General features: G+C 62.8%; 13 protein-coding genes and 2 tRNA genes. 6 read left to right on the forward strand and 9 right to left on the reverse strand.

Annotated features, from left to right (window positions below; translation table 11 throughout):
• Positions 1-127 precede the first annotated feature (127 nt).
• From obgE to rplU, 5 genes are all read right to left on the reverse strand, one after another.
• Complete coding sequence (gene obgE, locus V4R08_RS09645; RefSeq protein ID WP_335579157.1) at positions 128-1204, reverse strand: GTPase ObgE; 1077 nt, start codon at positions 1202-1204, stop codon at positions 128-130.
• 109 nt (positions 1205-1313) lie between these two features.
• Positions 1314-3014: a sulfatase-like hydrolase/transferase gene (locus V4R08_RS09650; protein ID WP_335579158.1), complete on the reverse strand. Its 1701-nt coding sequence runs from the start codon at positions 3012-3014 to the stop codon at positions 1314-1316.
• 314 nt (positions 3015-3328) lie between these two features.
• Positions 3329-3931, reverse strand: a complete 603-nt coding sequence (locus tag V4R08_RS09655; protein WP_335579159.1) for a GNAT family N-acetyltransferase — start codon at positions 3929-3931, stop codon at positions 3329-3331.
• A 142-nt stretch (positions 3932-4073) separates the two neighbouring features.
• Positions 4074-4346 (reverse strand): 50S ribosomal protein L27, encoded by a 273-nt coding sequence (gene rpmA / locus V4R08_RS09660; RefSeq protein ID WP_011509109.1) that lies wholly within the window; start codon positions 4344-4346, stop codon positions 4074-4076.
• An 85-nt stretch (positions 4347-4431) separates the two neighbouring features.
• Positions 4432-4839, reverse strand: coding sequence for a 50S ribosomal protein L21 (gene rplU / locus V4R08_RS09665; protein WP_335579160.1), 408 nt, complete (start codon positions 4837-4839; stop codon positions 4432-4434).
• 393 nt (positions 4840-5232) lie between these two features.
• Between rplU and V4R08_RS09670 the strand changes: the two genes are divergently transcribed.
• Both V4R08_RS09670 and V4R08_RS09675 read left to right on the forward strand, forming a co-directional pair.
• The gene (locus tag V4R08_RS09670; protein ID WP_335579161.1) at positions 5233-6372 is read left to right on the forward strand and encodes an ROK family protein; all 1140 of its coding nucleotides are present in this window, start codon (positions 5233-5235) and stop codon (positions 6370-6372) included.
• Between the two features lie 570 nt (positions 6373-6942).
• A tRNA-Ser gene (locus V4R08_RS09675) sits at positions 6943-7032 on the forward strand.
• 311 nt (positions 7033-7343) lie between these two features.
• On the opposite strand, the gene V4R08_RS09680 is transcribed toward V4R08_RS09675, so the two are convergent.
• Positions 7344-7420: transfer RNA gene (locus tag V4R08_RS09680), tRNA-Arg, on the reverse strand.
• 384 nt (positions 7421-7804) lie between these two features.
• Between V4R08_RS09680 and V4R08_RS09685 the strand changes: the two genes are divergently transcribed.
• The 4 genes from V4R08_RS09685 to V4R08_RS09700 all read left to right on the forward strand — a co-directional run bounded on the left by V4R08_RS09685 (position 7805) and on the right by V4R08_RS09700 (position 11191).
• Positions 7805-8386 carry a YidB family protein gene (locus tag V4R08_RS09685; protein ID WP_335579162.1) on the forward strand — a complete coding sequence of 194 codons (582 nt, stop codon included), beginning with the start codon at positions 7805-7807 and terminating at the stop codon, positions 8384-8386.
• A gap of 91 nt (positions 8387-8477) precedes the next feature.
• Complete coding sequence (locus V4R08_RS09690; RefSeq protein WP_335579163.1) at positions 8478-8756, forward strand: GlsB/YeaQ/YmgE family stress response membrane protein; 279 nt, start codon at positions 8478-8480, stop codon at positions 8754-8756.
• Positions 8757-8920: 164 nt separating this feature from the next.
• Positions 8921-9577, forward strand: coding sequence for a thermonuclease family protein (locus V4R08_RS09695; protein WP_335579164.1), 657 nt, complete (start codon positions 8921-8923; stop codon positions 9575-9577).
• A gap of 120 nt (positions 9578-9697) precedes the next feature.
• Positions 9698-11191 carry a M48 family metalloprotease gene (locus V4R08_RS09700; protein ID WP_335579165.1) on the forward strand — a complete coding sequence of 498 codons (1494 nt, stop codon included), beginning with the start codon at positions 9698-9700 and terminating at the stop codon, positions 11189-11191.
• A gap of 201 nt (positions 11192-11392) precedes the next feature.
• On the opposite strand, the gene V4R08_RS09705 is transcribed toward V4R08_RS09700, so the two are convergent.
• The 3 genes from V4R08_RS09705 to V4R08_RS09715 form a co-directional block, all read right to left on the reverse strand.
• Complete coding sequence (locus V4R08_RS09705) at positions 11393-12232, reverse strand: CarD family transcriptional regulator (protein WP_335579166.1); 840 nt, start codon at positions 12230-12232, stop codon at positions 11393-11395.
• Positions 12233-12631: 399 nt separating this feature from the next.
• On the reverse strand, positions 12632-12970 hold the full coding sequence (fdxA, locus tag V4R08_RS09710; RefSeq protein ID WP_335580231.1) for a ferredoxin FdxA: 339 nt from the start codon (positions 12968-12970) through the stop codon (positions 12632-12634).
• Positions 12971-13058: 88 nt separating this feature from the next.
• Complete coding sequence (locus V4R08_RS09715; RefSeq protein ID WP_335580232.1) at positions 13059-13334, reverse strand: RNA-binding S4 domain-containing protein; 276 nt, start codon at positions 13332-13334, stop codon at positions 13059-13061.
• Between the last annotated feature and the right edge of the window lie 67 nt (positions 13335-13401).

Raw genomic sequence — 13401 nt, forward strand, 5'->3', positions numbered from 1 at the left:
ACATGAAAGCGGCAGCTTGGAAAGCGGCGGCTTGGAAAGCGGAATGCCGGACCGGATCATTGCATCGCAAGACGGTTGCGCTCGTGGCTTTACGGAAAATGACGGACGGCCCTGGGCGCAACAACGCCTACGGCGACCACGGCTTGGCCTGCGCCACCGGGGTCACGATCGCCTGCGCCGCCGCGGCCTCGGCGCCCTTCGCTTTGTCCGACACCGGCGCCTCGCCGATCACGGCGACAAGTGTCTGCAAAGCCTCGGGCACGCCCTTGCCGGCGATGCCCGACAGCAGCAGCGGCATTTTTTTCGCCGCGCGCTTGAGCCGATCGCGCTGCTTCTTCAAGTCTTCGGCTGAGACCGCGTCGATCTTGTTGAGCGCGACAACCTCGACCTTCTCCGCGAGCGTTCCGGCATAGGCTTCCAGTTCGCCGCGCACGGTCTTGTAGGCCTTGCCCGCATGCTCGCAGGTGGCGTCCACCAGATGCAGCAGCACGCGACAGCGCTCGACATGGCCTAAAAATCTGTCGCCAAGCCCCACGCCTTCATGGGCGCCCTCGATCAGGCCGGGAATATCCGCCAAAACGAATTCGCGGTCACCGACATTCACCACGCCGAGTTGCGGGTGCAGCGTGGTGAACGGATAGTCAGCGATCTTCGGCTTCGCCGCGCTGACCTTTGACAGGAACGTCGACTTGCCCGCATTGGGCAGGCCGACCAGGCCGGCATCCGCGATCAGCTTCAGCCGCAGCCAGATCCAGCGCTCCTCCCCTGGCTGGCCGGGATTGGCATTGCGCGGCGCGCGGTTGGTGGACGACTTGAAATGCGCGTTGCCGAAACCGCCGTTGCCGCCCTCGGCCAGCACGAAGCGTTCGCCGAGCGTGGTGAAGTCATGGATCAGGGTTTCGCGATCCTCGTCGATGATCTGGGTGCCGAGCGGCACCTTGAGCACGATGGCCTTGCCGTTGGCGCCGTGCCGATCCGAGCCCATGCCGTTGGTGCCCTTCGGCGCCTTGAAATGCTGCTGATAGCGATAGTCGATCAGGGTGTTGAGGCCGTCGGCAACCTCGACGAGGACGTCGCCGCCGCGTCCGCCATTGCCGCCGGAGGGGCCGCCGAACTCGATGAACTTCTCGCGGCGGAACGCCACGCAACCGTTGCCGCCGTCGCCGGAGCGGATATAGACCTTGGCTTCATCGAGGAATTTCATGGGAGATAGGTAGTGCGGCAGGACGCGCGGAGCAACCGTCAAGCTCCAAGGGTGCGATTTCGACATTCGCATCCCGTTTCACTGGCATTCCAGCGAAACGCGGCCGTTTTCAGGACTTCGAGAGACTGACTAGCGGCCTGACGCCGATATCCCGCGCGCCTGCCACATCAATCGCGCCGCACTCCACCAGCGTGCGGTGGAAACGGCGCTTGCGCTCCGACGATGACGCGAAATAAGCCTCGCCGCACTGATCGAGCAGGCTCGCGCGCGTGGCGAAAATCTCGTCCAGCGGCAGACCCGCCAGTTGCAGGGCAACGGTCCCGAGAAAGGCGATATCGAGCGCCCGGCCCCGCCCGGCGACAAGTCCGTCGGCAGCGCCGTTCAAGGCCTCGATGGCGTAGAAGGTACGAAACTGACGGCGCGCGTCGGGGGCCAGTCTGCATTTCGCCTCGATCCTTCGCGTCATGACGGGCTGATGATCGCCGTAGTGAATGACCAGCATGGGCCGGTCCGGAAAACGCGCGGCGAGGCCGGCCCTGAGCCTGCTCCAGGTCGCGGCGGTCTCGGCGAGGCGCGAGTAGTATTCCGCGTAATTCGGATCGGGGTTGCTGGATAATGCAAACGCCCGCTCGCTCTCAAAATGTCCGGGCGCGACCAGCCGCCGGCTGTGCGGGCCATGATTGAAATTGGTCAGTGCGTAGAGAAATCGCGGCGAGGCGTCTTCGGCGATCCGCCGGACGTGCGCCCCGATGGCGGCGTCCAGAAATACGGCATCGGAACTGGTCGTCTCGAACCTGTTGACATCGAAGGGCGGCGGAAAGTCATCGGCAAACATGCGATCGCCGATTCCGATCGCCCGGTAGAAGGCATCGTAGTTGAGAAAGTCGCGGCGGCAACTTGACGTCAGCACCGTCCTGTAGCCCAGCGACGTAAGCCAGTTGGGCAGACTGTGATGAAAGCGGCCGACGCCGCGCTTGAACAGATAATACGCGTTGGAGCCGAAGCTCGCGCTGGACAGGCCCGTCAGCAGGCTGAATTCGGATTGCCACGATCCGCCGCCGAAAATATCGACGTTGAGACTCCCGTAGCAGCCATGTGCCGGGGACAGAAAGGCCGCGACACCGGGCTCGACCGGCAGTCCGTAAGTCCGCGGATCAAAAATCGATTCATGCTGGATAACGATGATGTCGGGATACATCAGGGTACGTGCGGGAACCGCCGGCATCAACGGCAACCGCTCGCTGGCGATATCGCAGAGTTCCAGACGGCCGAACTGCCGCCAGGACCTCGGATCGAGCAACGAGGCAATGAGGGCCGACAGGAAACAGCGGCGCTGTATCGCGATAGGCTGGAAAGCAACCGTTCCGCCGCCCACCCGGTAGGCCGCGACCAGACCGGCCAGGGCCGCGATGAAAATAACGATCTGCCATCCGAATGAAACCGGGGAGCCCTGCACATAAAGCAGCGTGGCGATACCAGCGCACGCTAGCGCGACGCCGCCGGTGACGACCTCCACTACCGCCAGCGGATATTGCACCACAAGGAACGGCACGGTGCCTGCGAACGCCAGCGGCAGATCCGTCACGACCAGTTTCAGCCCGCTATGCTTGTATTTGACCATCGATGCGCCTGATACGGCGGCAGCCAGCATCGACGCCAGCAGGATGGCTCGTCCGGCATCGCCAACGACGAACAGCAGCAGCGCGGCGCTGAAACACAGTCCGGCAACCGCCAGCCCGAGATGCGCAACGCTGCGCTCCGCCAACGAGATGACGGCGATCGCGAACACGAGGATCAGGAGCAAGGTCATTCGAATTCAGCGCCGCGAACCAGGACCTCCAACCGCTACACCATCGAACCCGCAGGGGACAGCAGTTATGGTACCACCTTCAGACGATTGCGACCGCCCCGGCCGCGACGAAACCGCTATGAACCCGCCGGCGTGAAAGTATGTCATCATTCGGGACGCGCTGAAAGCGCAAGCCGGAACCGGCACGCCCCGGGACATCGCGTGTCACCCAGCGATGGGGCAATCAGGTCCCAAACCATGAATTCGGTCGTTTGTTCCCGGCGCGCGTTCGCCCCGCCCGCCTCGCCGGGATGACGACGTGTTCGTTCCGAGAGCTAGCGTTCGCGGCGCGCGGCGTTGCTCCAGTTCTTCAGCGACGACCACACGCCGCGCGTGAGGCGAAAGCGATCGACCGGCGTCGATGACCCCAGCGCCCTGAAGCGATGCAACTCGACGCCGCTCCACTGGAAGCCGCACTTCTCCAGCACGTTGCGCGACTTGGGATTGACGACGCGCGCGCCGGAAATCATCTGGTCGATCGCGAACGTCTCGAAGGTGTAGTCGATCACCGCGCGCGCGGCCTCGGTGGCGAAACCCAGCCCCCAGTGATCGACGCCGAACCAGTAGCCGAGTTCGGGCGCATCCGGCTCGCTCCAGTCAACGCCGGCCACCCCGACCGGCGTATGATTGTGCTCGATCAGAAATACCGTCTCGCTGCTGTCGCCGGCGACGGCTCTGACGAAATGAACCGCGTCGTCCTGCGTATAGGGATGCGGCAGGCGGCGCGTCATCTCCGCGATGCGGCGGTCGTTGGCGAGAGCGGCGATCCCCTTGACGTCCGCGAGCGTCGGCTTGCGCAACGTGAGACGCTCGGTCTCGAGGACGAACGGCCGCGTCTGGCGCAGCAGGGGCGTCGGGGTTGGGATATCCTGCAACATGAGTCGGGCTCCGTGATGCGAACGCAGGTCCACATGCAAACGCAAAAACTGAGAAAGGGAGGCCGGTTTCCCGCCTCCCCCTTGGAGCCCTCGATGCTCCGCCGGTTCGACAGGGACCGGCGGACGCGATGTCATCCACCGTTTATTCGGCCGCGGCTTCCGTCATCGGGAGGACCGATACGAAAGTGCGGCCGCCGGCTTTCGCACGGAACTCGACTCGGCCTTCGACCTTGGCGAACAGAGTGTGGTCGGTGCCCATGCCGACATTAAGGCCGGGATGCCAGGTGGTGCCGCGCTGACGGGCGATGATGTTACCGGGAATTACATGCTCACCGCCGAACGCCTTGACCCCAAGACGCTTGCCGGCCGAATCCCGACCGTTACGCGATGAACCGCCTGCTTTTTTGTGAGCCATAGCCCGTCTCCAACCTCGTCCGTCTCTCTAGATCAATTCCGTGACGGAATCATTCACTTTTTCTCACGGAGATTTTTAATCGCTCTTAGTTATCGGCCTTCGGCGCCTCGTCGTCACCCTCGGCTTCGGCGGGCCTGACGACCTTTTCCTTCTTGGGGCGCGGACCGACGGTCGGGGTCTTGCCGTCCGCGAGAATTTCGGTGATGCGCAGCACCGTGATCTCGTCGCGATAACCGCGCTTGCGCTTCGAATGCTTGCGGCGGCGCTTCTTGAACGCGATCACCTTGGGGCCGCGCTTGTGCTGCAGCAGCTCCGCCGCGACCGAGGCGCCGGGCACCGTCGGCGCACCGAGCACAGGCGTATCGCCGCCGAGCAGCAGAACTTCACCGAGCTGCACGATCGTTCCGACATCGCCGGCGATCTTGCCAATCTCAAGCACATCATCCGGAACGACGCGGTATTGCCGGCCGCCGGTTTTGATGACTGCGAACATCGTTTTATTCCTTCGTGTTCGATCCCGGCCTCGGACAGGTCCGGGCCGGCTTTTTGGTCAGTCGTTAAATCGCAGCATCTTCCAACGACAAACCGGTTTCCGCTTTGCCTGAAAATGCTGAATGGGTTTAATTCCACGCTCTCGAGGGGAAACCGCCCGCCGGCCGCGCAAAAACAAGCGGCGCTGGGAATTCCCGCGCCGATTGCGGGACTTATAGCCGCCGAAGACCGGGAGTCAAGGCGAAGCGCTCCTGAAAGCGGCCAAATGTCAACAATACCGGCGTTTTCGGACCGGTTTCGCCTTGAGTCGGCAAGCCGCCATCCATCATGAAACCAACGGGTTCCCCCGTCGTTGTTGCCGGCAGGACCACACCGGGAAAGGGGCACACTTATCATGGCGGAAGATACCCTGACGACGGCGGGCATCGGCAAGCACGGCGTTGCGCGGCTGCCGTCGGTGGATATCGACAGCTACAACATCGAACTGAAGGACGACGAGGGTTTTCTCGGCGACCGCGCCAGCAAGGGCGCATTCCGGAAAATCCTCGACGGCCTGCGCAAGCCGCTGAAGAAAAACGGCGACGATCCGCTCGGCAAGACCCCGTCGGAGGAGATCGCCAAGGGCTCGCTCGACGAGGCGCTGGTCGGTGATGACATCGAGGCCGCCGCCCTGGTGCATAGCGCCATCGAGGAGTTCGCGCAGGAACTGGCCTATGTGACGGGACGCTTCCTCAAGACCAAGGCATGGGCCGACACCGAATGCATCGTGGTCGGCGGCGGCTTTCGCAAGAGCCGGGTCGGCGAGATCGCGATCGCGCGCGCCGACCTGTTGCTGAAAAGCGAGGGCCACAAGGTCCATCTGATCCCGATCCGCTTCGATCCCGACGAGGCCGGACTAATCGGTTGCCTGCATCTGGCGCCCTCATGGATCTTCGAGGCGTTCGACAGCATTCTGGCGGTCGATATCGGCGGCACCAACATCCGCTGCGGCGTGGTCGAGACCCGCTGGAAAAAGGCCGCCGACCTCTCCAAGGCCGGGGTGTGGAAGTCCGAGCTATGGCGCCACGCCGACGACGAGCCGACCCGCGAGAGCGCGGTGAAGAAGCTCGTGAAGATGCTGAAGGACCTCATTTCGCAGGCGGAAAAGCAGGGGCTGAAGCTCGCGCCGTTCATCGGCATTTCCTGTCCGGGCGTGATCGAGGAGGACGGATCGATCGAGAAAGGCGCGCAGAATCTTCCGGGCAACTGGGAAAGCAGCAAGTTCAACCTGCCGGGGTCGCTGATCGAGGCCATTCCGGAGATCGGCGGTCACGACACCACCGTGCTGATGCACAATGACGGCGTGGCGCAAGGCCTGAGCGAAATGCCCTACATGCAGGACGTCAGCCGCTGGGGCGTACTGACCATCGGCACCGGCCTTGGCAACGCGCGGTTCACCAACCGCAAGAAAGACAACAAGAAAGAAAAGAAGCCCGACGACGGCAAGGACAAGAACAAAGACAAGAAGGACAGGAAAGCCAGGGACGACCGTTAGCGCCTATTCCCATAACAGCGGATACCGGTTTTGCGATCAGGATACGCGCAAGCTATTGATTGAGAGCATTTTCTTCACGTGAGCGCTGGGTCCCCTCATCCGCCGCGATTTCGTCACCGCTGCGCCGACCGCGACCACGCCCCGCGTTCACGACGAAGTAACCTTGATTGGTGAGGTTAAAACCAGGATCGCGTTGCCGGTTTCGTAAAGACCGCTACGGTCGCGTAGTCGCGCAAGTGGTCCGCGAAGCCGCACTTCCGGCCACGATTTCAATGACGCGGCACGGGACCGCCGGTTATTATCGCGTCCGGCGGTCCCACCTTTCCGGCAGCGGCGTGCCCCCGCAAGCTCGGGCCCTTGAGCGTCGGAATTTCCTCGCCCCGCGCCTTGTCTGCCCCGGCATCCTCACCTAGAACACGGCCTGACTCGGAGCGCATTCAGCAAAAGCGGCTCCGGTTTTGCGTTCGAGTGCGCGCCCATGTATCAATGAGCGCGTTTTCTTCACGCGAACCGGTTTCCTCTTCGCTTGAAAACGCGCTAAAGGCGGTCCGCCGCCTGCGTGGCACCTTAGGAGAGGTGGCAGAGTGGTCGAATGCACCGCACTCGAAATGCGGCATAGGTGCAAGCCTATCGGGGGTTCGAATCCCTCCCTCTCCGCCAATTCACGCAGCTCTATGGCTTGCGCGGCCAGATTTGGACCGCCGCGGCTGAACGCGGGATCGACGTGCTGGCCGTGATCGTTGCGGGGTCACCGAATAGCGCTCTCGCCGCTTTTTGCTAAACCCAAGGTCCGGCGGGCCGCGTGATTCCACGCCCGATCTTTCCGCGAAAAGGCTCATCGTGCCGAAAGCGGTTCTCAATAGCACGGAATCCGGGCATAGCCGTTCGAACATCGTCGTTCACGTTCGGCTACCACCCGCGCATCATGTTGTCCGCACGGCTGGCAAAAAACAAGCTTCGATAAGGAAAAATGGCGTCCCGGAAGGGAGTCGAACCCCTGACCCCAGGTTTAGGAAACCTGTGCTCTATCCAGCTGAGCTACCGGGACTGAGCGCCACGCGATCTCGGTACTTATCCGGTACTCAGGCGCGTCGGGCAAGCCCAAAGCGCACGATCTGACGATGATCCGAATTGCGTTCTGAGTCTCAAGAGCATCCGATTGGACCGTCACTCTCCCGGATCGAGCGCGGCCGGATACCTCGCGGCAAATGCGGTTTCCCCGAAAGCCCATATCGACGCGGCACCGGACCCGCTAACCCTACCCCGCGGCCCATACCTCGGCCTCGCCATTCATCCCGCAGTCATTTTCGTTTCGATAGCAGAATAGCAGAAAGGAGAGCGGGGCGCCTCTTGCCCGCCAGATGTGCCTTGTGACCGCCATGTGGCGACGTTACTCTTGCCGCGGGGGCTGGAGCGTAATCAGGAGACGATCATGGGTTTGCTCGATGTCCTCAATGGAATGCAGAACGGCCCGCGCGGTCCAAGCGATCCCAGTGCGCCAAGCGAAAGCGGCGGCATGTCGCCGATCACAATGGCGATCCTCGCCGTGCTTGGCTACAAGGCGCTGAAACATTTCACCGGAAGCCAGCCAGAAGCCAACCCGTCCTCGCCTCCGGCTCCCGCGCCTGGAAGCACCGTCAATGCCGGCCTGCCCGGCAGCGCCGGCGGCGGCCTCGGTGACTTGCTCAAGGGCGGGCTTGGCGGCCTGCTGGCGGGCGGCGCCGCCGGAAGCATTCTGAGCGGCGGCCTCGGCAGCCTGCTGAACCAGCTTCAACAGAAAGGCCACGGCGAGACTGCGAATTCCTGGGTCAGCCCGGGGCCGAACAAGCAGATCGCGCCGGGTGACCTCGCCGACGCGCTCGGTGCCGACCAGATCAATGCCCTGACAGCGCAAACCGGCCTGTCGCGGGACGAATTGCTCGCCGGATTGAGTCAGCATCTGCCCAAGGTCGTCGACCATCTGACACCGGACGGGCGTGTGCCGACCGAGGACGAGCTGTCACAGCGGCTCTGATGGAATTGCTGCTCGCCGCGGGAGCAGCCGCCTGAACCCGACCGATCTCGCGGAAGTTTCAACACGGTTATTCCGAGGAAGGATTTTCATCATGGGCGGCATTCTCTGGATCATTCTCGTCGGATTCGTCGCTGGGGTCATCGCAAAGCTCATATCGCCCGGCCCGAACAATCCCAGCGGATTCATCCTCACCACGGCCCTCGGTATTGGCGGTGCGTTCCTGGCCACCTTCATCGGGCAGTCGATCGGCCACTACAGCCCCAATCAGGGCGCTGGCTTCATCACCTCGACCATCGGCGCGCTGGTGGTGCTGTTCATCTGGAACAGGCTGGTTGCACGCCGCGCGATTTCCGGTCCCGGATCGAAATAATGCAACCCGGCCGTCGGACAATGCTCCGAGGGCCCGAACGATCCGAACGCTCGCAAGCGGCGCGGCGTGCTGCTGCCGTAGCGTTGCTCTGCGCAATAGCGTTCGGCGTCACCGTCCCGTCGGTCGCGGCCGGCTGTCGATTCGACATTCAGGGTGATGGCGTCGTGAGCGCCGTCATCGACGCGCGGACGCTCCGTCTCGACGATGGCCGTGACGTCCGCCTCGCCGGCATCGAAGTCGTCGCAACAGACTCGGACGATCGCCGGCCGGCGCTGGCGGCGCTGATCGGCCGGCACGTGATCCTGCGCGGCCAGCGCGACGATCCGGATCGCTATGGCCGGCAATCCGCCTTCATATATCTCGATCCCTCCGCGACTTCGGTACAGAGCGAGCTTCTGGCGCGCGGCAAAGCGTTAGCATCCGCCGACGTCGCCAATAAAGCCTGCGCGGCGGAACTTGCGACTGCGGAAGCGGCGGCGCGGCAGGCCCGTCGTGGAACCTGGGCGGGCTCGTTCATCGTAAAAAGCGCCGACAATCCGGGTGATATTTTGACTCGGATTGGACAATTCGCCGTCGTCGAGGGCAAAGTCCTGTCGGTCAGGCAGGCCGGCGGAACGATATATCTCAATTTCGGCCGGCGCTGGACACGAGACTTTGCTGCGACTATTTCAAGGCGCATAATGCCATCTTTCGAGGCGGCGGGTGTCGTCCCGGCGTCTTTCGAAAACCGGCGGGTTCGTGTCCGCGGCTGGGTCGAACGGCGCGGCGGACCGCGGATCGAGGTGCTCCGGGTGGGGCAGATAGAAGTGGTCGGCGATTAGTAAACCCAAGCCGCGCTGGAATCATAAGTTGCTAGTGGTTTTTGATTCCAACATTCGCAAAGTTGCCTGCGTAAAAGAATGTTAGAATCAAAACGCTGGCCGGGCGGAGACGTTACGACCATGACAGGGTGTGCGGAACGGCGCGGGACGAGAGTGAGCCGCCGCCTTTTGGCTGCTCCTGCTGTGCTGTGCGCGGCGCTGGCCCTTGCCAGCTGCGGCGACATGAGCCGGTTCCAGACCGCGTCCCACCCATCCGCCGCTACGCATGCGAAACCGGCGCGAACGGCGGTCCATACCCCGGCGGCCGAACGCGAGCACGAGCGCATCCTCGCCTCTTACGGGGGCGTCTACGACGATCCTCGCCTCGAAGCGCTGATCAACAAGACGGTCCAGCGGCTGGTCGCGGTGTCCGAGCGGCCCGACCTCGCCTACAAGGTCACGATCCTCAATTCAGGCGCGGTGAACGCGTTCGCGCTGCCGACGGGCCAGCTTTACGTAACGCGCGGCCTGGTCGCGCTCGCCAACGACACCTCAGAGCTGTCCTCGGTGCTGTCGCATGAAATGGCGCACGTTCTGGCCAAGCACGCGGCGATCCGCGAGGACCAGGCGCGGCAGGCCGCCCTCGTCAGCCACGTCGTCACCGAGATGGGCACCGACCCGGATCTGACGGCGCTGGCGCTCGCCAAGTCCAAACTGACGATGGCGAGCTTTTCGCGCGCCCAGGAATTCGAGGCCGACGGCATCGGCGTCGGGATTTCCGCACGAGCCCATTTCGATCCCTATGGCGCGGCGCGCTTCCTGACGGCAATGGAGCGCAATGCGGCGCTCAAGGCCGGCAAGCCGTCGCTGGACCCGCGCTCGCAGGACTTCCTGTCGTCGCATCCCGCAACGCCGGAGCGCGTCGAGAACGCGCGGGCCAATGCGCGCCAATACAGTTCTCCCGCGCATGGCGAGCGTGACCGCGAGGTCTATCTCGACGCAATCGACAACATCGTCTACGGCGAGGATCCGAGCGAGGGGTTTGTTCGAGGCCGGCGCTTCCTGCACCCAAAGCTCGGCTTTACGTTCCAGGCGCCGGAAGGTTTTACGCTCGACAATACGGCTCAGGCGGTGATCGGCGTCCGCGAGGGTGGCAGTCAGGCCATGCGCTTCGACGTCGTCCGGGTGCCCGCGGAACAGAAGCTCACCGAATACCTCAACTCCGGCTGGATGGAGAACGTCGACAAGGCCTCGACCGAGGAGTTGACCATCAACGGTTTTCCGGCCGCCTCGGCGGTTGCCCGTGGCGAGCAGTGGCAGTTCCGGGTCTATGCCTTGCGCTTCGGCAGCGACGTCTATCGCTTTATCTTCGCAACCCGCCACAAGACGACGGAAAGCGAGCGCAACGCCCGCGAAACGGTCGCCTCGTTCCGCCGCCTGACGCTGGACGAGATTCAGGCGGCTCGGCCGCTGCGGATCAAGGTCATCACCGTGCAGCCCGGCGATACCGTGGAATCGCTGTCGCACCGCATGGCGGGCGTCGATCATCCCGCCGAGCGTTTTCGCGTGCTCAACGGCCTCGATCCGCATGCGCAGGTCAAGGTGCGCAGTCGGGTCAAGATCGTGGTGGATTGACGCGAAGCGTCTTCTATAGCGTTTTCGAGCGAAGCATGTCCTCGGGCTTGACCTGGTGGTGGATACCGGTTTCGCGTCAAGAAAACCCGTCCACACAGATGGACAGTTGCGCATCGGGACAATTGCCTTCCGGAAAACGACGACAGCAAAAAGCCCAGCCTTTCGGCCGGGCTTTTTTGTCCTTTGTCCGCCAAAACCCGGCTATGCAGCCTCGTCGGCAACCGCCGCGTCGTCGCCATCGGCGTCAGCATCGCCGTCGGTCTCGGCGTCCGACTCCGCCTTGGCGCCGCGGCGCGGGCTCTTGGCGAGTTGCCCTTCGATCTCCTTGACCGCCTCGGTTTCCGTCACGTGCTGGACGACCGCGATCTCGCGCGACAGGCGGTCGAGCGCGGCTTCATAGAGCTGACGTTCGCTGTAGGACTGCTCCGGCTGCGATTCCGAGCGATAGAGATCGCGGACCACTTCGGCGATCGCAACGATGTCCCCCGAATTGATCTTGGCTTCATATTCCTGCGCACGCCGCGACCACATGGTGCGCTTGATGCGCGCACGGCCCTTCAACGTTTCGAGCGCCCGCTTGACCAACCCCGGCTCCGACAGCTTGCGCATGCCGACATTCGCGATCTTCGCAGTCGGCACCCGCAGGGTCATCTTGTCCTTCATGAAATTGATGACGAACAGCTCGAGCCTGGCGCCCGCAATCTCCTGTTCTTCGATCGCCAGAATCTGGCCGACGCCGTGCGCCGGATAGACCACGAACTCGTTCGTCCTGAACCCCTGTCGCTGGGTCAGAACCTTCTTCGGTTCCTCGACACGGGGCGCACCGGCCCTGGCGGCAGACTTTGCGGCGGCCTTGCCGGCCAGCGCCGTTTTCGCTGCGGGTTTTACAGCCGGCCTGGTCGCGGTCCTGGCCACCTTCGAGGCCGCGACGGTCTTCGATGCGGCAGCCTTCGAAGCGGCGGTTTTCGAAGCGGCGGCTTTAGAAACAGTGGCTTTCGAAGCAGTGGCTTTGGCGGGAATTCTGGCAGTCTTGCTTGGCATCTCGCCTCTTTTACGTCTTGAGGATTTGGCGGCCGAGCCCTTAGCAGCCGTTCGAGTGACCCGGGTGGCAGTCCGGGCACGAGTTCTTTTTGCACCGCGGTTAGCCGCAGACGCCTTGGATGTATTCCTTTTACGCGTTTTCTGTGACACAGCCTGCGCGTGGACATGCCACGCCCTGTTGGGTGTTTTCACGGGAGCCCTTCCGGGCCACAAGCGGGTAAAACGTAGCCCAGCTTCGAAAACATGCTCAATATAGCACATTTTCCGCAAAAATCAATGATTTATACCCAACAACCCGCGTTCAGAACGGCTTTTGGGCGGTCCCGGTTGCTAACAGGGTTAAAGCAGGGCGCCGGTCCTGGCCTCGCGCCCGCACCGAATGCCGCTCCAGGGACGAAATCAGTCTCCGGTACCCGGATTTGGCGAAAAATATTTTTCGAACTTCCCTTCCTGGCCCTCAAAGTCCTTGGCGTCCGGCGGAGCGTCCTTCTTTTGCGTAAGGTTGGGCCAGCTTTTGGCGTACTCCGCATTCAACTCAAGCCACTGCTCCAGCCCCGGCTCGGAGTCCGGCTTGATGGCCTCGGCCGGGCATTCCGGTTCGCAGACACCGCAATCGATGCACTCATCCGGATGAATGACGAGCATGTTCTCGCCTTCGTAGAAGCAATCGACAGGGCAAACCTCAACACAGTCGGTATATTTGCATTTAATGCAGGCATCATTGACGACGTAAGTCATCCAGGGCTCCAGGAGGATGAGTTTTGCAGGCTGGCGTAGCGCAGGAACAGCGTTGCCGCAAGCGGCGGAAACACGCGACCTGTGCAGGTCATGACGATCCGAAAGCATCCGACACATCGTCATAGAGTTCTCTTGCGTCGGTCGCGTTACCTCGCCGTTCGGCAAATCCGGTGACCCTGAGAATACGGACGCAACGGTCCAGTCCGATCGTGAGCACGTCATCGACCTTGAGCGGATGCCCTGGAGATTTCTCGCGGATGCCGTTGATGCGGACATGGCCGGCCTCGACCAGCGCCGCAGCATGGGTCCGGGCTTTGACCACCCGCGCATGCCATAACCATTTGTCGAGACGCTGGCGTTCCAAGGACACCTAAAGGATCACACCAAACAAGACATACCAATAGCGATCCAACCCACAAGACCCGGATCGT

This window comes from Nitrobacter sp. NHB1, assembly GCF_036964665.1.
Classification (GTDB): domain Bacteria; phylum Pseudomonadota; class Alphaproteobacteria; order Rhizobiales; family Xanthobacteraceae; genus Nitrobacter.